General features: G+C 56.2%; 18 protein-coding genes and 1 tRNA gene. 7 read left to right on the plus strand and 12 right to left on the minus strand.

The features are described from left to right. Positions 1 to 109: 109 nt before the first annotated feature. The 3 genes from EL294_RS05345 to EL294_RS05355 are packed head-to-tail and all read right to left on the minus strand — an operon-like array spanning position 110 to position 2,242. Positions 110 to 346, minus strand: a complete 237-nt coding sequence (locus EL294_RS05345) for a DUF951 domain-containing protein (RefSeq protein ID WP_126465652.1) — start codon at positions 344 to 346, stop codon at positions 110 to 112. Next, positions 343 to 1,170: a mechanosensitive ion channel family protein gene (locus EL294_RS05350; protein ID WP_126465653.1), complete on the minus strand. Its 828-nt coding sequence runs from the start codon at positions 1,168 to 1,170 to the stop codon at positions 343 to 345. Before EL294_RS05350 ends, EL294_RS05345 begins: the two co-directional genes overlap by 4 nt. Further along, a complete protein-coding gene (locus EL294_RS05355; protein WP_126465654.1) occupies positions 1,163 to 2,242 on the minus strand; it encodes a hypothetical protein in 1,080 nt (359 codons plus the stop codon). The genes EL294_RS05350 and EL294_RS05355 overlap by 8 nt, the downstream gene beginning before the upstream one ends. Before the next feature lie 59 nt (positions 2,243 to 2,301). Between EL294_RS05355 and EL294_RS05360 the strand changes: the two genes are divergently transcribed. The 7 genes from EL294_RS05360 (at position 2,302) to EL294_RS05390 (ending at position 9,079) form a co-directional block, all read left to right on the plus strand. Next, complete coding sequence (locus tag EL294_RS05360; protein WP_126465655.1) at positions 2,302 to 3,024, plus strand: purine nucleoside phosphorylase YfiH/LACC1 family protein; 723 nt, start codon at positions 2,302 to 2,304, stop codon at positions 3,022 to 3,024. A 117-nt stretch (positions 3,025 to 3,141) separates the two neighbouring features. Beyond that, positions 3,142 to 3,217: transfer RNA gene (locus EL294_RS05365), tRNA-Ala, on the plus strand. 107 nt (positions 3,218 to 3,324) lie between these two features. Further along, entirely contained in the window at positions 3,325 to 4,116 is a 792-nt protein-coding gene (murI, locus tag EL294_RS05370; protein ID WP_164715239.1) for a glutamate racemase, read from the plus strand. Continuing rightward, positions 4,109 to 5,197 carry a bifunctional glycosyltransferase family 2/GtrA family protein gene (locus EL294_RS05375; protein WP_126465657.1) on the plus strand — a complete coding sequence of 363 codons (1,089 nt, stop codon included), beginning with the start codon at positions 4,109 to 4,111 and terminating at the stop codon, positions 5,195 to 5,197. The genes murI and EL294_RS05375 overlap by 8 nt, the downstream gene beginning before the upstream one ends. Before the next feature lie 83 nt (positions 5,198 to 5,280). Beyond that, positions 5,281 to 5,910, plus strand: a complete 630-nt coding sequence (locus EL294_RS05380) for a hypothetical protein (protein ID WP_126465658.1) — start codon at positions 5,281 to 5,283, stop codon at positions 5,908 to 5,910. Next, entirely contained in the window at positions 5,907 to 8,291 is a 2,385-nt protein-coding gene (locus EL294_RS05385; protein WP_126465659.1) for a homocysteine S-methyltransferase family protein, read from the plus strand. The genes EL294_RS05380 and EL294_RS05385 overlap by 4 nt, the downstream gene beginning before the upstream one ends. Continuing rightward, positions 8,288 to 9,079 (plus strand): EFR1 family ferrodoxin, encoded by a 792-nt coding sequence (locus EL294_RS05390; protein WP_126465660.1) that lies wholly within the window; start codon positions 8,288 to 8,290, stop codon positions 9,077 to 9,079. The genes EL294_RS05385 and EL294_RS05390 overlap by 4 nt, the downstream gene beginning before the upstream one ends. Before the next feature lie 37 nt (positions 9,080 to 9,116). Here the strand turns inward: EL294_RS05390 and EL294_RS05395 are convergent, their stop codons facing one another. The 9 genes from EL294_RS05395 to EL294_RS05435 form a co-directional block, all read right to left on the minus strand. Beyond that, positions 9,117 to 9,422: a YciI family protein gene (locus tag EL294_RS05395; RefSeq protein WP_126465661.1), complete on the minus strand. Its 306-nt coding sequence runs from the start codon at positions 9,420 to 9,422 to the stop codon at positions 9,117 to 9,119. After that, the gene (locus tag EL294_RS05400) at positions 9,419 to 10,762 is read right to left on the minus strand and encodes an aminotransferase class I/II-fold pyridoxal phosphate-dependent enzyme (protein WP_126465662.1); all 1,344 of its coding nucleotides are present in this window, start codon (positions 10,760 to 10,762) and stop codon (positions 9,419 to 9,421) included. Before EL294_RS05400 ends, EL294_RS05395 begins: the two co-directional genes overlap by 4 nt. A gap of 3 nt (positions 10,763 to 10,765) precedes the next feature. Then, positions 10,766 to 11,644: a radical SAM protein gene (locus EL294_RS05405; protein WP_126465663.1), complete on the minus strand. Its 879-nt coding sequence runs from the start codon at positions 11,642 to 11,644 to the stop codon at positions 10,766 to 10,768. A gap of 147 nt (positions 11,645 to 11,791) precedes the next feature. Beyond that, the gene (locus tag EL294_RS05410) at positions 11,792 to 12,928 is read right to left on the minus strand and encodes an ABC transporter permease subunit (protein WP_126465664.1); all 1,137 of its coding nucleotides are present in this window, start codon (positions 12,926 to 12,928) and stop codon (positions 11,792 to 11,794) included. Then, positions 12,921 to 13,991 (minus strand): ABC transporter permease subunit, encoded by a 1,071-nt coding sequence (locus tag EL294_RS05415; protein ID WP_126465665.1) that lies wholly within the window; start codon positions 13,989 to 13,991, stop codon positions 12,921 to 12,923. The genes EL294_RS05410 and EL294_RS05415 overlap by 8 nt, the downstream gene beginning before the upstream one ends. Continuing rightward, positions 13,984 to 15,564 (minus strand): sugar ABC transporter ATP-binding protein, encoded by a 1,581-nt coding sequence (locus tag EL294_RS05420; protein ID WP_371828958.1) that lies wholly within the window; start codon positions 15,562 to 15,564, stop codon positions 13,984 to 13,986. The genes EL294_RS05415 and EL294_RS05420 overlap by 8 nt, the downstream gene beginning before the upstream one ends. A 102-nt stretch (positions 15,565 to 15,666) precedes the next feature. Beyond that, positions 15,667 to 17,013: a DUF3798 domain-containing protein gene (locus tag EL294_RS05425; protein ID WP_126465667.1), complete on the minus strand. Its 1,347-nt coding sequence runs from the start codon at positions 17,011 to 17,013 to the stop codon at positions 15,667 to 15,669. Positions 17,014 to 17,260: 247 nt separating this feature from the next. Then, complete coding sequence (locus EL294_RS05430; RefSeq protein WP_126465668.1) at positions 17,261 to 17,635, minus strand: hypothetical protein; 375 nt, start codon at positions 17,633 to 17,635, stop codon at positions 17,261 to 17,263. A 166-nt stretch (positions 17,636 to 17,801) separates the two neighbouring features. Further along, positions 17,802 to 18,962, minus strand: coding sequence for a CD0519/CD1768 family membrane protein (locus EL294_RS05435; protein ID WP_126466320.1), 1,161 nt, complete (start codon positions 18,960 to 18,962; stop codon positions 17,802 to 17,804). Positions 18,963 to 19,247 lie beyond the last annotated feature (285 nt).

Genomic DNA, 19,247 nt, shown 5'->3' on the forward strand with positions numbered 1-19,247 from the left:
CACTAACATAATATTTTATCAAATCGCATTTTCTACTGCAATCAACCGCGATGATTTCACAAATATAACACGAGAACGACAGACAAAAGAAAAGTCCACCGGTCGTGGACTATTCCTCTTCCTCGTTCGGTCGGTGATGGACGATGGAAACCATCTTGTCTCCTTCACGAATCTTGCGAACCCGTTTCTCGAATTCCATGCGCGTCATCCAAATGGTGCGGTCACAGCCCATACACTCCAATTTGATGTCGACGCCGGTGCGGAGAATGCGCCATAGATTTTCCCCGCAGGCGTGGCTCTTTTTTAAGGTTACCACATCTCCTTCTCGGTAAAACAGCCGATTCATTCCGTTCCTCCTTTTCCCCACGGGAACCGGGGCACCTGAATATCATTTTCCATCATCGTCTCCTGCAAAAGCTTTCTCAGATCGTACTCCAAGTCGAACTGCTCTCCCGGCTCCGCCATAGCGGTTACGGTGATCTCGTAGCCATTGTCGATATAGCCCGTAACGCCCCAAATACTCGGCGTCGCACTGGGGTATTCCGACGTCAGCTTCTTGAGCGCCTCTTCAAACAGCGAAAGCACCACATTGGGATCTTCGCTTCGGTCGATGGGCATAATCACCTTGGCGCGCATGCGGCCGCGGGCGCGATTGGTGACGATCCGAATCTCCGAATTGGGAATGATGTGGATCGAGCCGTCGAAGTCGCGGATCTTGGTGACCCGCACCCCCACCTCGGTCACAATGCCCTTCTTCTCCGCACATTCCACATAGTCCCCCACGCCGTACTGGTCCTCGAACAGGATAAAGAATCCGTTGATAAAGTCCTTTACCATCACCTGGGCGCCCATGGCGATGGCGAGAGAGCCGACCCCGGCGGTCGCGATAATCGTCGAGGTGTTCACGTGCAGAAGGCGGAGCATCAAAAGCACCGCAAAGAAATAGATCCCGTACTTTGACAGATTGGCGGCGAGGCGCGTCAGCGTCATTACCCGCCGCTGGTTGCTCTTTTTCTTTTTCTCCCGGTCTTGGATGTACTTTTCGATGGCGTTTTCGATCACCGCCACCAAAATCCGCGTCGCCACAATCAATATCCCGGCGACGACAATCGTACCGACGATCGATAGGCTTCCGCTTTCGTTAAAGAGTACGGCCTTCAGTTCATTCAATGGTCTTTGCCTCCTCCAAATCCTGTACGGCTTTGTGTCGGAACGAAAAGTCCGGCTTTAAGGCGTAAACGGAGATCGACTTCTCTCCGTAGGCGGCGATAAAGCCGTCGCGAAGACTTAGTGTATCGGGATTTTCCGCAAAACGCAACTTGTAGGGCTTCTCGGCATGGATATTGCCCAAAATCTCGCGATTGCCGTAGGCGAAGAGCCCCTGCGGCATGGGCGCCAGCCGGTTTACATTGGCGCCCATCAAATACTGCTTCGTCTCCTCGAGCCGCTTGTCCCGCTTGCCGAGGATGCCGCTATATAAGGTATAGATATTCCCTCGGTACACACAGACGTCGCTTAAAATCGGCACGCTCTTTGTAATCAGCTCGTCTTGGATTCCGTAGAGATGCTTTTCCGTCACCACCACGGGAAAATCATAGGGCACCAGCCGCATGGAAACCTCCATGGGGAACTCCGTCTTTTCCATCTTTCGCGCATCGCCCTCTTCGCTGACGAATACCGTGGTCTTATAGCCGTTGGCCGTGTCCGAAAGTTCCGATACGGCGAAGCGATCGCGACTCTGTACGGCGAAGTCCAAAATAAAATTCTTCGTCTCGAAAATCGGCGACAAACTGCCGCTGTCTTCCGCCACAAACAAACGCTCCCCGTCGTCGTAGCGAATGTGCAACAGCCGCACTCCGTTTTGCATCTCCGCCCGAAACAGCTCGCCGTCTAAGGCATAGGACGCCTTTTCCTTCCCGTCGGGGCCGAAGACCACGAGCTTATCCACGTCCTTGTCGTAGAGCATCGCGTCCGCATCGCCGAAGAAAACCTCCTGCCCTTCCGCCGTGCGGTCCACCGTAGAGATCGTCTTGCCGTTTGTGCCGATAAACATCAGCCGGTCGCCGTCCCAAGTCGCCAAAATTCCCTTGTCCAAAATCTCCATCTTGGCGATCTCGTACTCGGTCTTTTTGCCGTATAGCAACTCCGCCTTATAGGGAAGCAAACCGAATCTTTTGATTCCGAAGAGTATTGCAATTATAATAAGTAAGAGGAGAATGGTCCTCTTGATTCCTTTTTTCATACGATTCCTCCACAGGTATTATATCGAATGAAAAAGAAGATGGAAAGGCGGAGAAATCCATGTTTATATTGCAGTGTGCGGGGATCCGCTTCGGCGTATCGCAAAAACCCTATAATTTTCGCGCCACCGAGGGCAACGCGCCCGCATCGGCGGCGCATCGCTTCCTTTCGGAAATCGGCGCCACGGCGGATTCCGTCTGGTTTATGGACCAGACCCACTCCGACCACGTGCGCATCGTGCCCACCCATCACGCGCGGCCCTATTACGGCGAATACATCGTCGCCGACTGCGACGCCCTGATCACCGACAAAAAGCACATCGCCCTCGTATCGCGCGTCGCCGACTGCACCCCCATCCTCCTCTACGATCCCGTACAACAGGTACAGGCGTGCATCCATTCCGGCTGGCGCCCTACCCTCGCCCGCATCGCAAAAAAAGCCGCGGCGGCACTTCGGACCCACTACGGCACAGAGCCGTCGGATCTCTACGCCTTTATCGGTCCCACCATCGGAAAAGACAGCTTTCAGGTGGGAAACGAAGTGAGCGCCCTGTGGCGAGATGCCTTCGACTTCGCCGAATCGGTGATTACATACGACGATCCCGAACACGACTACATCGACATTCGCGAGACCAATCGCAGAATCTTACTCGAAGCCGGCGTGCTGCCCGCCCGCATCGCCATCGATCCCGCCGACACCATGACCGACCGCCGCTACCACTCCTATCGCAATCGCACCGGCGACGACTACGGCACCAACGCCCTCGTCTCCGTCCTCGTATAAGCATACGCCGGCCGTGCAATTTTTATGTAATCATTATTTAGTCCTTGTAAATTTATGGCGGCTGTGGTACACTAATTCTTGTCGAAACGCAGTGAAATCTGTGCACGACCGACATATGGGGGTGTAGCTCACATGGGAGAGCGCTTGAATGGCATTCAAGAGGTAAGGAGTTCGATCCTCCTCATCTCCACCAAATTCCGCCTACGGGCGGTTTTTTTATGCCCTTTTGCCGATTCTTTATCTTTCTGTAAAGAAGGACTTGAACGCTTCTGATATAATATTTCCGAAAGGATGTGGGATATGGAATCCATTGTGGTATTCGATTCCGGGCTAGGCGGCATTACGGCCCTGGCGGAAGCGGCGGCGGCGATGCCGCAGGAAAACTTCATATATTACGGCGATACGAAGAATGTCCCCTACGGACCGAAGCGCGTAGAGGACATCCGTTCCTTTTTGGACGAAATGATGGATGCCGTATCCCCCTGCCATCCCAAGGCGGTGCTGCTCGCCTGCAATACGGCGACGGTCACCTCCGCCGCGTATCTGCGCGAAAAATACGCGATGCCCATTATCGGCATGGAACCGGCGGTAAAACCCGCGGTGGAAAAGGACGCGGCCCATAAGCGGGTACTGGTGCTTTCGACCGAGGGCACGAGTAAGTCCGAAAAGCTCAAAAACCTGGTGAATCGAGTGGACAAGACGGGCCAGGTGGACGTGTTGCCGCTTCCGAATTTGGTGGAGTTTGCGGAAAACTTCGAGTTCGACACGCCGGATGTACGGGCGGATCTGGAGACGATTCTCTCTTCGTATCCCCTCGACGAGTACGGCGCGGTGGTGCTGGGATGCACGCATTTTATTTGGTATCGCGAGATCTTTCGGGAGATCCTGCCGCCGGATATGCAGATTCTCGACGGCAATGCGGGGACGATCCGCCAGTTGATGCGCCGCCTAAACGGCAATATTCAGACCGCTGGCGAAGGCAAAATTCGGGTGCACTTTACCGGCGGTATGGACGCGCGCCTCTTGCACTTTCTCGAAGGGGCGCTCCCCCTCCCCGTCTCGGTGCTCGGCGAGGAACTGTGCCGTGAATAAGGCGACGATGACGGCACATCCCGGCGATCTCGTGTTAATTCCCGCCTATAAGCCCGACGAGAGCCTGCTCTCCTTTGCCGAATCGCTCCTCGTAAACGGCGCCGCGGTTTTGGTAATCGACGACGGATCGGGTGCAGAATATGCGCCCGTGTTCGACGCCCTTCCCCCCGCTGTAGAAAGGCTCGGCTACGCGGAAAACCGCGGCAAGGGATACGCCATGAAATACGGGTTTTGCCATATACGCGACCATATGCCCGCGGTGCAGCGCATCGTCACCGCCGATGCCGACGGCCAGCACAGCCCGCCCGACACCCTGGGAACCTTGCGGACCGCCGAAGTACACCCCGACGCATTGGCGCTTGGAGTACGCAGCTTTCCCGAAAATACGCCGCTTCGCTCCCGCATCGGCAACCGCCTGACCGCAAAGGTATTTCGTGGGCTCTCGGGCATTCGCGATCTGGAAGATACGCAGACGGGTCTCAGGGCGTTTTCCCGCGACGCTCTGGATTTTATGATCGACGTTCCGGGCGAACGCTACGAATACGAAATGAAGGTACTGATGGATTGGTCCCGGAGCGGGCGCGCCATCGTACAATACCCCATCGAGACCATCTACCGGGACGCGGAAAATTCCACCTCCCACTACAATCCCCTGCTCGACTCCGCCCGAATCTTTCGCGCGCTGTTTCAGCGGGGCGAGGCGATTTTGTTTGCGATCAGCGGATTTTTGAGTTTCTTGGTGGATTTCGCTTTTTTTAATTTGTTTCTACATTTTTTGAAGGCCTTCGGCATCGCCCATTTTCTCGTCGGCGCCAATGTAATGGCGCGGATTGTGAGCTCCACCTTTAACTTTGCGGTAAACCGCCGACTGGTCTTCGATTCCAAGGACACGCTCGCAAGAGATGCGCTCGAGTATTTCGGTCTGGTGCTCTGCCTGCTCGCGCTGAACAGCGGGCTCTTGTACCTGCTGGGCGAAGTGCTCTCGTTCCACCCGGTGCCCGCCAAACTCATGGTAGAAGCCACGATCTTCGTGCTCAGTTATCTGGTCCAACAATTTTATATCTTCGCCGATCAGGCGTAAGCGCGTCAGCACCCTACGGGGTGCTTTTTTTCGTTTCGTGGTACAATATTTTCATAATCGATTGGCAGAGAAAGGAGCACGGGGTGGAACTGAAATCCCTTCACGACGAACTGCATATAGACGCCGATTCCCTCCGGCTCCGCGAGATTTTGCGCTATCTGCGTCTGGAGGGAACGGCGCCCGATGCCGAACTCTTAGATGCCGTACGGCGAAATGCCGAGCGCTTGCTCGCGGTGGCAGACATTCGAAAAGTCGCCGCACTCGTTCCGCTTTCGCTTGAAGGGGGCGCACTCGCAATCGGCGATCTTCGCGTACACAGCGAAGCGCTTCTGAAAAACCTTTCCGGCTGCGACCGCGCCCTCCTCTTTGCCGTTACCCTGGGCGCCGGCGTAGACCGGCTCATCCGCCGCCTGACCGTCGTCTCCAAATACGACGCCTTTATCGCCGATGCGGCGGCGACAGAGGTCCTCGAAAGCTATGCCAACGCCTTTTGTCGCGCCGTCGACCGGGAGGCGCGCACATGGGGGTATTCCCTCAAGCCGCGCTTCTCACCCGGCTTTGCCGACTTCGGCCTGGCGTATCAATGGCCGCTGATCCGCGCCCTTCGCGCCGATACGAAGATCCATATTTCGCTGACCCGGGCGGATATGCTCGTGCCCGCAAAGACCATCACCGCCGTGGCGGGACTGTTGCCGAAAGAGAGGGAGATATGACCATCACAGACGATTTGAAAGCGCGTCGGCTCTACTACGACGGGGCGAGCGGCACCTATTTACAAGGAAAGGGCATCGCCGGGGGAAAATACCCCGAGCTCTTAAACCTACGCCGACCCGACGTCCTCTATGCCATGCACCGCGGCTATTTCGAAGCCGGGGCGAATATCGCCCTCGCCCATACCTTCGGCGCCAATCGATTCAAACTCGCGGGCACCGGCCATAGCGTCGAGGAGGTGGTGACGGCTGGGGTAAAGACCGCCAAGCGCGCCGCCGCAGAGGGTGCACATCGCTATGTATCCCTCGACATCGGCCCTTTAGGGCGGCTTCTCGAACCGGTGGGCGATCTCGATTTTGAGGAGGCGGTGGCTCTCTTTGCCGAAGTGGTGCGCGCCGGCGTGGCGGCGGGCTGCGATCTGATCACCGCCGAAACCATGTCCGATCTCGCGGAGATCAAGGCGTGTATGTTGGCGGTAAAAGAAAACAGCGATCTGCCGCTCTTTGTCACCGCCGCTTTTCAGGAAGACGGCAGAATGCTGACCGGTGCCGATATCGACGCCTTTTGTGCCACAGTCACCGCACTGGGTGCCGATGCCATCGGCTTTAACTGCAGCTTCGGGCCCGAACAGATGCAGCCGCTCCTCGCCCGGCTTTTAGAGATTTCTACCATTCCCGTCATCGCAAATCCCAATGCGGGACTGCCGGAGGTGCGCGGCGAAAAAACCGTCTACAATGTCGATGCCGATGCCTTTTCTACGTATATGGCGAAATTTGCCCGGATGGGCGTCGCCGTTATGGGCGGCTGCTGCGGCACCGATCCGCACTATATTCGCGCCCTCGTCGAAAAGACCCGCCGCCTTCCTCTGATCCCTTCGGCGGGACGCCCGCGCCCCGTGGCAAGCTCCTACCTACACGCGGTACGCTTCGACGGCTCCCCGCGCCTGATCGGCGAGCGCATCAATCCCACGGGAAAGCCCACGCTTAAACAGGCGCTCCAAAGCGGCGAGACAGACCGCATACTCCGCGAGGCCATCCGGCAGGAAGAAGCGGGTGCGGATCTGCTCGACGTCAATGTGGGCTTTGCCGGCGCCGAGGAAAAGGCGCTCCTACCCGCCGTCGTCAGGGCAATACAATCGGTGAGCGATCTTCCCCTCAGTATCGACACCGCCGATCCCTCTGCCATGGAGGCCGCCTGCCGCGCGTATATCGGTCGTCCGCTGTTGAATTCCGTCAGTGGCAAGGCAGCGAGCATGGAGCAGATCCTCCCCGTGGCAAAGCGCTACGGCGGACTGTGTATCGCTCTTCTCTTGGACGACGACGGCATTCCTGAATCCGCGGCAGGACGCCTTGCGGTGGCGGATCGCATCCTCGCCGAGGGCAAAAAATACGGCCTTACGAAAGCGGATTTCCTATTCGATCCCCTGACCCTCACCGTGGCGGAAAACCCCGATGCGGTGCGCGTCCTCACAGAAACCCTGCTCGGCCTAGAAGAGCGCGGCCTCTATTCCGTCGCGGGCATCAGCAATGTATCCTTCGGCCTGCCCCGGCGGGAGGGGCTCAATGCCGCCCTCCTCGCCATCTCCCTCTCCGCGGGGCTTTCGGCCGCCATCGTCGACGTCACCGCCCCGGCGATTCGCCGCGCCTATCAAAGCGCCCTCGCCCTTCTCGGCTACGACCGCGACTTTTCGCACTATCTCGCCGCCTACGCCGAAGGCGATGCGGTGGACTCGACGGCCCCCGCACCTACCTATGACCTCGCCTATGCCATAAAAAAGGGCATGGTCGATATGGCGGCACAGATTGCCCGACAAGAGATCGAAAAGCGGGATCCGATGTCGATTATCGACGAAGACCTCGTGCCCGCCCTCGATGCCATGGGCCGCGATTTCGAGGCGAAGACCCTCTTCTTGCCGCAACTGCTCCGCAGCGCCGATGCCGCCGCGGCCGCCTTTGCCGTCGTCAAAGCCCATTTGCCGCAACGGGCGGAGGGCGAGGGACGCGGCAAAATCATTCTCGCCACCGTGCAGGGCGACATCCATGACATCGGCAAAAATATCGTAAAGGCGCTATTGGAAAATTATAATTTTCGCGTCGTCGACCTGGGTAAAGACGTTCCGCCCCGCGCCGTCCTCGAGGCGGTGCGCACCCACGGCGCGCCTTTGGTGGGACTCTCCGCCTTGATGACCACCACCGTCGGCTTTATGGAAGAGACGATCCGCCTGCTCCGCGCCGAAGCGCCCGAGGTGACGGTCATGGTGGGCGGCGCCGTCTTAAATGCAGACTACGGCAAAGAGATCGGCGCCGACTTCTACGGCAAAGACGCCATGGCGACGGTCCGATTTGCCGAAGCGTATTTCGACCACAAGGAGGTTTCCCCATGATCCGTACATTTTACTTTTCGCCCACCGGCCGCACCCGAACCGTGGTAACCACACTGGCGAAGGCGCTCTCGAATGCGCTACAAGAAGCGGTCGTTCCCTACGACTTTACCTGCCCCGAAAAGAGGCACACCTACCCCGAGACCGCAGCCGGCGATGTCGTCATCGTGGGCGTGCCCACTTATGCGGGCCGCGTGCCCAATCTGCTGCTTTCGTATATGCAGGGCTTTCGCGCCGAAGGCACCCGCGCCATTTTGGTTTGCACCTTCGGCAATCGCCACTTCGACGACTGCCTCTTGGAGCTCTACGATCTTATGCGACAGGCGGGCGCGGAGATCGTCTGTGCCGGCGCCTTTGCAGCGGCGCATTCCTTCTCTTGCATCCTGGGTGCCGGCCGCCCCGATCGCGCCGATCGCGAAGACATCCTCGCCTTCTCTGACCGCGCGGCGAAAGCCCTTCGAAACGGCGATCGGCTCCCGCGCCCCGAACGGGAAATCGGCGGCTATTTTCGCCCGGTCGATCGAAAGGGCGCCTATATCGACTTTGTAAAAATCAAACCCGAGACAGACGCGGCGCTCTGTACCGACTGCAAAATCTGCGTCGGCCTCTGCCCCCTTGGCGCCATCCACTTCGACGACGTCGCCACCGTCGATAAATGTATGAAATGCTGCGCCTGCATCAAGGGCTGTCCCGAGGGCGCCAAATACTTTTCCCACGCCGGCTATCTGTACCACAAGGAGGAGCTGGAGGCGATGTATGCCGATCGAAAGGACAACCGGCTTTTCTTCTAAATACGCGCATCAAAAAAGGGCCCCGCGGGCCCCTTTTTTATTGCCGCCAAAATCCCGATACGTCGTCGGCGAGGCGGATGTTTTCGATTTCGGTCATGCGGTATTCGATCACATCGGCGAGGGTCAGGGGGTCGCTTTCGAAAAACGACAGGAGTTCGTCGAGGCTTTCTCCCCGCACCAGGCCTATTACGCCGTGCGCCTTGTCGCCGAAACACAATAGGCGCCCTTCGGCCGCCGCCGCGTCCGTAAATGCCGCAAACTTCTCGAACAACGCGGCGTTTTCCTCTGCCTTGAGATCGAATTCGAAGGTCTTAAACTTCCCTTCCACTACATAGTATTTCATAGCTCCTCCTTGACGACGGCGACTTTGCCGTCTTTTATGCCCTGCACCCCTTCGTGGCCTTCAAAATCCAAGTCTCCCGCTGCAATCCGCTCCCCGTAGCTGATGCGGGGGATGCCGGGCGGATAGGGCGTCACCGGGAGCGCGCAGATTCTGCCGACGGCATCGTCGATATACACCCATTCCCGGCCGGCGAAAAACGCGGCGCGCGGCGAAAGCTCTACCCGCTTGTGGAAATAGGTGGCTTCTCGCCGTACGGGCAAATACGGCCCCGCCTCCGCTTCTCGAAAGACATCCTCGAGGCGACGAATCTCGTCTTCCTTGTTTAAGGGAGAAAGGATTACCAGGGCGTAGCGGTCGTCGCCCATCTCGAGATACACCCCGCGCTCGGCGCAATCTCTCACGATTTCGCGGCCCGTCCTATGCGGCAGGCGAAAGAGAAATTTCGACCCGTCTATCGCCGCAAAATGGCCGGTTCGCGTGGGGATCGCCCCTTCGGGGAGCGCCGCAGCCAACGTACGCCGCATGTCTTCTATGCGGTGCCAGTCGTCGCTATGGGCCTGCATATGCGCCACGGCGTATTCCGAAGAGAGCATAATCAGATACGAGGGCGAAGTGGAAAGAAACAGCCGCATTCCCGTCCGCACCGCCTGCTCGGTTCCGGCGCATCGCGTGTGCAAAAGCGCCGCGCCGGTCATCGCCGGTGCCGTCTTGTGGAGCGACTGCACCGTATAATGCGCGAATCGTACGGCGGAATACGCCGACAAGGGCGTAAAGGCGAGGTGGGCGCCGTGGGCTTCGTCGACCACCAGCACCTTATTTCTGGCCTCTACCTCCCGCGCGATTTCCTCGAGCTGTAAAATTCCGCCGAAATAATCGGGACTCGTCAAAAATACCGCCGCGATCTCGGGGTCCGCATCCAGCGCACGGCCCACCTCCTTCGGGTCGATGCCGCAGAACAGGCCCGTTTTCGGGTCTGTGCCGCAGGGTAGATACACGGGAATGAGGTCCAAGTGGACGGCGGCGTGAAAGAACGCCGTGTGGGCGCCGCGCTGTACAAGCACCTTGTCGCCGGGCCGCGTCGCCGCATAAAGGGCGACTTTAATGGCGGCGGTGGAGCCGGCGGGAATCAAATAGCTTGCGGCGGTGCCGTAGGCGCGGGCGATCGCTGCTTCCGCCTCCAGAATCGCCCCTTCGGGATCCAGCAGATTGTCCGCCCCCTCGATCTCGGTGATGTCGTCTGCAAAGCCGAAGTCGAAGAGCGCCTTGGATTTGTGCCCCGGCATGGCGAAATAGGCCCCGCCCCGAAAGGCGCGTACCTTCTCAAAAAGCGGCCGCTCCACGATCTAGTACCCGGTTCGCACAAAGCGGGCATTGCGCTCCGCTTCGCTCATTCCCTCGAGCACGCCGCGCAATTTGGCGAGCATCTCCTCTTTTTCGGAGAATCGGCCGATTACCGGCGCGGTGTTGTAGCTGTGGATGCCGAAGAACAGCGCACGGGGTTTGAGATCCAACTTTTCCAAAAGGCGAATTTCCTCTTCCAAAATCTCCCCTTCCGTAAGGGTTTGAAATTCGCCGTCCGCCACCATACGCGCGAGTTCCGTTCCCGGGTGCACCGTCGTGGTAAGGGGCGATACGCTCAGGGGCTGGTGGGTGTTTAAGAGCTTTGCCGTTTCGTCGGCGTGGGCAAAGCTGTCCTCTTGGCCGGCGATCCCCGCCATCACCATGCAGATCCAATCGATGCCCGCTTCTTCCAGCTTGGCGAGTTCCCTGTACTCGTCCGCCTGGGTACATCCCTTTTTGATTTTTTTGAGCGTCGGGTCGTGGGCGGTCTCGATGCCGATATAGAGTTGGTTATAGCCCGCCTTGCGCAGACGCTTTAAGTCCTCTACGGTCTTGTTCTTCAAGTCGACGATAGAGGCATAGCAGGTGATGATCTCTACATTGGGCAGATGTTCGTAGATCCGATCGGCGATCTCTAAGAGCTCCTCGGTGGATAGAATAAAGGGATCCCCGTTTTCCAAAAAGATCCGATCGATCCGATCGGCATAAACCGACAATTCCCGCAAATCCGCCAGCACCTGTTCCTCGGGCGCCTTGCGATACGTCACGTCTTTATACATGGCGCAGTAGGTGCATTGGTTGTAGGAACACCCCACCGTCACCTCCAAAAGCGGCGTATAGGCTTCCCGCGGCGGGCGAAATGTCTGACCGGTGTAATGCATCGTCTCATCCTTTCTATTGGCTCCGGATGCGATGTCCGGATCTGGTTTCTTATTTCTGCGTATGAGAATATTGTACTATACTTATCGGTTTTTTTCTTCGCCCGCCGCTTCGGCCCGCAACCAAAAAGGCCCCGAAGGGCCTTTTTGTCACGGTGTACTCGCCTCGGAACCCGGCGATGCCGCCTCTTTTTTGTCTTTGCGCGCCTCTTCTGCTTGTTTGGCGCGGTTGTAGGCGTGCATAATCAGCGCCAAGGTGACGACCCCGTAGGAGATAAAGGTGCGGAAGTACTCGCCCATCATGGCATCACCCGTGAGGATGCGCCCGGCTTGGGGCAATACGATAAACATGAGGTGAAAGAGCATGGTGCCGATCACCGCATTGGGAATAGTCGCCCGCATAACGCTCGCGCCGCCGACGAGAATCGAAGCCGCCGCATAGAGCGCCGCCTGGTCTTGCCCCGCGTAGGTCGCCAGGGTACCGATATTTTGGAGGTAGATAATCTGCCCGTAGCAGGCGAGTACGGTCGAGATCACGATGGATTGGATGCGGATTTTATCGGAGTAGATCCCCGCATTGGCAGAGATCACCTGGTCCATGCCCACGGCGCGCATATCGTGGCCGAGTTTGGTCTTTTTGAACCAAACGATAAACAGGCACATCAACGCGATGACGAGGATCGTCACCACCGGTATGTCGAAACTGATGGCGTGCTTGGCATTGAGCGGCAAATAGATGCGGTAGAGCAAAATATTGTCAATCGCCTGGGCGGTATCCAAGGTGATGGAGTTTTTTACGCCGTAGCCTTTTGAAAGGAGCATCGACGCATTGTGCATGGGAATCACCGTGCCGCACATATAGAGCAAAAACAGCATATAGACCCCGAGCATAAAAAACGCGAGCATCATAGAAGTAATCATCTCGCGGCCCCGAGCGCGGTTGAGTACCCGGCCCGAAAACTGCCCCAAGGCGATGGCGATGGGCGTGCCGATCAAGACCGCCACTAAGATGCCTGCGGGCCCGGTGATGCCCCAGTCCTGGGCGAATACCAGGCCGATCTGCCCGGCCATGGCGCCCAAGGGAATCCCGAAGTTGATCCCCATGCCGGCGATAATCGGCACGATCAAAGAGAGCACCAGGAAGGTGTTTCGAATCATGCGCTTCGAAATTTCCGATGTGACATAGGCCAAGGGCGGCTTGGCGATCCATAGTCCGATGACGATGATGACGATAAATAGAATCGGCACCATATATCTCGACAGCTTGGCTTGTAAAGATTTATTCATTGCGATTCCTCCTCGTCAATGCGTATACGATCATGCCATTGGTAATAATCAGGCGCAAGATCTCCGATATGTCGATATTGAGCGCGCCGTTGATGACCGTCGGCGTAAGGGTGATGATCCCCTGGAACAAAAAGGTTCCTATAATCACATTAGGGATCGACGCCTTATTGATGCTCGCGCCCCCGATCAACAGCGCCGCGACGGTCTGGAATGTAAAGGCCAAAGGCGCCTGATACAGCTGTATAAATCCATAGGATTGTTGATAGACGATAATCCCCACGGCGGCGATCACCGTAGAGAGAATGACCGAAAAGAGCCGCATTCTGTCGATGTCGATGCCGCCGGCTTTCGCATAGTCGGGGTTCGACCCGACGGCGGTCATCGCCGTACCGGTCTTGGTGCGAAAGAACGCCCAGACCAAAAAGGCGAAGAAGGCAAAGACCAAAAACATGCCCACGGGAATGCGTACGCCGGCGATGCGGAAGCTCAAGAAGTCGGTGAGAATCCCCACAGAACTCCGCGTTCCCTCGGCATCCACCAGATTCTTCATCCAGTACTGCGCCACGGGCACCTGTTGCGACAGGCCGCGCCCCGCATAGCTCAATACCGACACCGGGTTTTTATAGGGCAGAATCAAATAGATAATGCACATAAATGCCGTAAACGAGTAGCCGACATAGGTGGCGATCAGCATCTCGTCGCCCTTGATTTTGTTGAGAAGCACCCCGTAGCCGAAGCCGAAGACCACGGCGATGGCGGCGGCGATCAGCATGGCGACGGCGATGCCGCCGAAGCCCTTTAGGCCGAATTCCATACTGGTGACCCCGCCCAAGATGCCCGCGACGATGCCGATGGGAATCCCGAAGTTGAGCCCGCAGCCGGACTGTACCATGGGAATTAAGCTCAACACCAAGATCGAAAACATCCCGAAGCGGGCCAATACGTTTTCTACGGAATCCGCCAGCGAAATCCCGGCCAAGGGCGCCGCTACAAACAGCGCCAATAAAAACAGGCCGATGATCAGTCGAGGCAGGCCGATTTTCTGTACGAAAGATTTATTCAACGTTCTCTACCTCCACTTCTTCTCCGCTCATCAAAAGACCGAACTGCGCCGCCGGCGCTTCGGGCGAGAGGATGCCCGCAATCTTGCCCTCGCAGATGACGGCGATGCGATCGCAAATGCTCCTTAGCTCCTCCAGTTCCGAGGAGATCATGACGATGGTCGTGCCTTCCTTCTCGTTGATGTCCTCGAGCGCCGATAGCACCAGCTCCTTGGCGCCGATGTCGATGCCCCGGGTGGGTTCCGAGACGAACAAGAGCTCCGGCTCCATGCAGAGTGCCTTGGCAAGGCAGACCTTTTGTTGGTTGCCGCCGGATAGATTGCCCGCCTTTTGGTGGCTGCCCATGCATTTGATCGCCAAGTTTTCGATGTATGCGTCGGAGACCTTTTTCATCGTTTCTTCGTCGCGAAAACTCAGTCCCATAACTTTTTTAATGAATTTATTTTGAATCTGCATGGCGTTAAAAGAAATGTTCCAGTAGATCGGCTCGTCCAGCAAAAGTCCCACGCCTCGGCGGTCTTCGGAGACGAAAGCGATCTTCTCGGCGAGGATCTTTGCGGTCTTTCCGAGCGCCAGCGGCTTGCCCTGAAATTCCACATTGCCCATTACGGGATAGGTGCCCAAAATGCCGTTGGCGATCCCGAGCTTGCCCTGCCCGGCGAGGCCCGCAATCCCCAAAATTTCCCCGCGATACACGTCGAGATTCACATCGTCCACCTGTTCGCCGGGCATATCCACATTCAAATTGCGCACCTTGAGGAGAACATCCGTCTCCCCGGGCCGCATGGGCTGCCGCTTGCGCGTCCGCGCCTCTTCGGTTCTGCCCACCATCCAGGCGGCGATCTGATCGACGCTCAAATTCTCGTTCTTCCGATTTTCGATGATCTCCCCGTCCCGGAGCACCACCACCGTATCGCATACGGTAAGGATTTCCCGCAGGCGGTGGGAAATAAATACGATCGCGATGCCCAAATCCGAAAGCCGCTTCAAAGAGGCCATCAGCATATCCGCTTCGGATTCGGTCAATACCGCCGTCGGCTCGTCCATAATAATGAGCTTTACGTCTTCGCGGGTGATTTCGCGGGCGATCTCGATAAACTGCTTATGCCCCACCGGCATCTCCGACACCATGCCCTCGGGATCGATCTCGACGCCCAATTTGTCGAGGGATTCGCCCGATAAGCGGATGTTCGCCTTTCCGTCGACGGTGGCGTATTTCTTGCCCAATACCTTCGAGAGCACCGAGGGTTTGGTGCGTTCCATATCCAAGGTGATGTTTTCCGCCGCGGTAAAGCCGGGGATCAGATTGAATTCCTGGTGCACCATGCCGATCCCCGCCTTTAGGGCGTCGATGGGCGAGCGAAAATTCACCGCCGCGCCGTCCAAGAGGATCTCGCCGTCGTAGCCGCCGGTCTCTCGAATTACTTCCATGCCGAAGATGATATTCATCAATGTGGACTTGCCCGCGCCGTTTTCTCCCACGAGTCCCAGAATCTCGCCCGGCGCCAGGTCGAAGTTTACGCCCTTTAGGACGACATTCTCCCCGAAGCGCTTGCCCACATTCCGGACCTCCATCAATGTTTGCGCCACAATATACCTCCTAAAGGAAATAAACCAACGATTGCCGCTGGTTTATTTCCGTTTTCCTCGTATAAAAACTATTTTTCGTACCCGGGATCATTCTCCGGTTTCGCCTTCGGCATCCTTTTGCGATTGTTCGATGGCATCCAAGTCGACATTCATGGTCATGTACTTTTCGGGTACTTCCACCTTGTCCATGCCCAAATATCCCTTGCCGTAGACATAGGTATCCTGTGCCAGGAGAATGTGGTTTTCTTTCTTTTCGCCGCTGGCTCGATCGACGTAATTGCTGCCGGTCCAGTTGGCGCCCTCGGTATAGGTACTGATCGCTTCGATGACCTGATCGATATTCGTGATTTCCTTTTCGCCCTTCAAGACGTCGGTCACGAGATCCACCGATCCCAGCGTCAACGAGTAGCCCAAGGAGTACGCCCAGGTACCCATGCGTTCGGAACCGCCGGCCGCCACAACCGCCTTTTCCACTTCGCTATTGATCGCTTGCCAGTCGCCGGCTTTGTCTTGAATGTCGACAGAAAACGCCTTGGGGTATCCCATAATGGGAGAGGGCAAATCCTGTTCTACAAAGATCGCGCCGCCGGCCGCCACGCCGCGAAGCAGGGGTTCGGTATGTGCGTCGTTGGTACAGAAGAACGCCGTGTCCTTGCCGTACTTGTCGATCCAGGGTTGAATGTTCTCGGCGATGTATTGTTGCGCGCCGGGCACGCCGATGTCGGTCGTGGGGTCGGGAGCGTTCAACGAAATAAACTCGAGGCCCAAATCCTTACAGGCTTCTTCCATAATCGCGCGGCGCAGCGCCAACAGCTCGATGGACATATGCCGCGGGAAGGTGATGTGCGCAAACTTGGTCGCGCCCATTTGTTTCGCCGCTTCCACGATGCGGTATCCACGGCCCACATTGTCGGCGTCGAGTACCAGATCCGCGGTGTTTTCCGCCATAATCGTATCCTCTTGCGCCACAAGATTGATCAGGATAATGTCGGGGCGTTTTTGCCGAATTTGGGTAAATGCCGCCGACGTGCCGGGAACGGATTGATTTACGATCACGGCGCGCATCTGCGGGTCGTCCGCCATGGCGACGATCTTTGCGATCGTGGTCTCCTGCTCCGCCTCAAAGCGGTCGGGGTAGGTGTCGTGGCGAATAATGCCGCCTTCGTCGGCATTGCCGTACTTTTCGATGGCATCTTGGGCCGCACGGAACTCGTCTTCCGCCTGCGATACCGTACCGGTAATGATGCCGATATGGTACTCTTCCCCTTCCTTCAAAGTTTCATATTCCGCCTTGGTCGCTTCGGCGGCGACCCCGTCTGCGCCTTCGGTCTTGCCGGCATTGGTCGTATCCACCTTCGTACAAGCTGCGGTAAAGACGAGCAACATGGCCAAGACCAAACCTAGGGACAACAGTCGCTTCCTGCGAATTTTCATGTCTATCTCTCCTCTTTGGTATGTATTGGCAAAACCTAAGCGAGTTCTTAAGTTTTTTTAAGTTTAATCTAATAAAGTATAAAAGTCAAGCAAGAATCTTTTTCTCCATTGCTTTTCCGAAGAAATTTATGCCATCTTAACGAAGACCTCACTCATCTATCGAAAACTTTACGGCGTTCCTCTTAGTCCCTTCCTTCCTGGTCTGTTTTACGCATAAAAAAAGAAGCCCCGAAGGACTTCTTTGCACTCAAGATCTCTCCCCCTGTTTTCCGCGGATGATCGCCATCAAAATCCGATACACCACGCCGAACAGCACCAGGATGGCAATGCCCTTGATCCAAGTCATCGCGAAGAAAAATACCGAGATGCCCAAGATAAAGGCGCTGTTGATAAATCCGCCGCCGTTCCAGTTTTCGGCATAGGCATAGGCAAATTCGTCGATATGTTTCTTTTCATATATGTATAAAAGAAAACCGATAATCGCCAAGATCGCCCCGGCTCCCACCAAAATCGGAGTCTGTTTTACTTCCATGCCGCCGACGCCGAGCAGCGCCCGTAAAATGATGCAGGCGGGACCGACGATCGCGAACATCAAAAATTTTTTCTTATCTGTAACGTTCATATTGCCTCCTTAATACTGTGATTTGGGAAAGGATTTCCCATGGCTATAGTATACCCCCCCCCACAAAAAATACAACGATTTCTATCCCCGTCGTTTCGAATATTTCTCCGCACTTTTTTACGCCATACAAAAAACCGCACCGAAGATTCGATGCGGTTTCGCGTTTTTATCCGCCGATCAGTATAAACAAAAAGTGTGCCACCACGCCGGCGACGATGCCGCCTATGGTGTGGGACAAAATCGCCTTGCCCGCGAGTTCGCGGGAGTCGAGCGCGTCCATCATGCCGATATGCGTACTCAAATATCCCGACCAGCACATGCCCATGGCGGTAAAGACCGCGATGTCGTTGGGAAGCGCCGCGCCGGTTTCGATAAAATTCGGCACCAGCGAGATAGCAGCGCCCACGGCGCCCAGCGCCGTAATGGGAAACGCGATGGCTTCGGGGGATCGGAATCCGAACAAGGGCTCGAAGATAAACTGCAGCTTTTCGCCGAGGAAGGGCAAAAACTCGACGCCTTCGTAGGCGGCGCCGGTGTAGACGCCGTTTTCGCCGGGCCCGAAGGTGATCATCATGACGAAAGTACAGACGATCAGCACGCCGGGGATAATCGACATCCCCATTTCTACGCCGGTCTTTCCCCCTTCCAAGAGGGCATCCAGCGTTCGTTGAAAGTAGTTGCCCTCGCGGATATAGCGAAATTCCCCTTGGGATTCGAGATCTTCGGTCTGCATTTCTACGTCAAAGGGTTCTTCGGCCTCGGCGCCGTAGAACTTCTTGGTTTGGGCGAGCATCAGGCGAACGCTCACCACCGAGCCGACAATCGCCCCCACATTCCCGAGTATCGCCGGCAAGATAAATTCCTTACCCTGGGCGATCATAAAGGTGGTTACGATCAAACCCATGCCGAACGCGGTGCCCAAATTGCACATCGCCGGAACCTGGTATTTCTTAAAGTATTGGGTAAACGTCTTGTCCTTTGCAAAAGATATGATTGCCGGATTGTCCGATAGATATGTCGCGATAGCGCCGGTGATACTGGCTCCCGGAAGGCCCCATACCGGTTTCATCAAAGGGGCAAAGATCTTGTTGATCAAGGCGATCGCGCCGTATTCGGAAAGGACGCCGCTGATGGCGCCGGCCAAAACGGCCATGGCCATAATCAAAAAGACCGTAGAGAGCAGTAAGTCGTGCGCAGTTGCCATCATGGTTTTAAACATCAGCCCCGCGCCCATCTTGTTGCCGATCAGGGCGAAGCCGCCGATGAATATAATCAGGAAGACAAAAGTTTCAAGGCCTACCGCCTTTACTTTTTTCCTGCCATGCATGTCATCCATTGTTAACCTCCGTACACTGTTTCCTAGTGTTTCTAATATTCATTTTTTCGATTTGCATTTTTTGCTATTCAATTCGGCAATCAATCTTAAGTATATTATAAGGTTTGCCGGGAAATTTGGCAACGATTTTTCGTTTGTGATTCGTCTTTCAAGGGCAAAAATGTTGAAATTCTGCGGTTTTATTTGCCTAATTTTGTATACATAGCACTTCGGCTTGTTTTCATAAGGGAAAACATTTGGGAAAATTTAATATATTGAAAACTTCGTGGCGACGTT

The sequence above is a fragment of the Aedoeadaptatus ivorii genome (genome assembly GCF_900638585.1).
Classification (GTDB): Bacteria; Bacillota; Clostridia; order Tissierellales; family Peptoniphilaceae; genus Aedoeadaptatus; species Aedoeadaptatus ivorii.

What these genes read in the sequence shown, in the direction of transcription:
- EL294_RS05435 (WP_126466320.1), bottom strand. Translation starts at nt 18,962, where the DNA reads ATGCATGGCAGGAAAAAAGTAAAGGCGGTAGGCCTTGAAACTTTTGTC.
- EL294_RS05345 (WP_126465652.1), bottom strand. Translation starts at nt 346, where the DNA reads ATGAATCGGCTGTTTTACCGAGAAGGAGATGTGGTAACCTTAAAAAAG.
- EL294_RS05385 (WP_126465659.1), top strand. Translation starts at nt 5,907, where the DNA reads ATGACCATCACAGACGATTTGAAAGCGCGTCGGCTCTACTACGACGGG.
- EL294_RS05420 (WP_371828958.1), bottom strand. Translation starts at nt 15,564, where the DNA reads ATGGAGGTCCGGAATGTGGGCAAGCGCTTCGGGGAGAATGTCGTCCTA.
- EL294_RS05430 (WP_126465668.1), bottom strand. Translation starts at nt 17,635, where the DNA reads ATGAACGTTACAGATAAGAAAAAATTTTTGATGTTCGCGATCGTCGGT.
- EL294_RS05405 (WP_126465663.1), bottom strand. Translation starts at nt 11,644, where the DNA reads ATGCATTACACCGGTCAGACATTTCGCCCGCCGCGGGAAGCCTATACG.
- EL294_RS05390 (WP_126465660.1), top strand. Translation starts at nt 8,288, where the DNA reads ATGATCCGTACATTTTACTTTTCGCCCACCGGCCGCACCCGAACCGTG.
- EL294_RS05355 (WP_126465654.1), bottom strand. Translation starts at nt 2,242, where the DNA reads ATGAAAAAAGGAATCAAGAGGACCATTCTCCTCTTACTTATTATAATT.
- EL294_RS05410 (WP_126465664.1), bottom strand. Translation starts at nt 12,928, where the DNA reads ATGAATAAATCTTTACAAGCCAAGCTGTCGAGATATATGGTGCCGATT.
- EL294_RS05395 (WP_126465661.1), bottom strand. Translation starts at nt 9,422, where the DNA reads ATGAAATACTATGTAGTGGAAGGGAAGTTTAAGACCTTCGAATTCGAT.
- EL294_RS05425 (WP_126465667.1), bottom strand. Translation starts at nt 17,013, where the DNA reads ATGAAAATTCGCAGGAAGCGACTGTTGTCCCTAGGTTTGGTCTTGGCC.
- murI (WP_164715239.1), top strand. Translation starts at nt 3,325, where the DNA reads ATGGAATCCATTGTGGTATTCGATTCCGGGCTAGGCGGCATTACGGCC.
- EL294_RS05360 (WP_126465655.1), top strand. Translation starts at nt 2,302, where the DNA reads ATGTTTATATTGCAGTGTGCGGGGATCCGCTTCGGCGTATCGCAAAAA.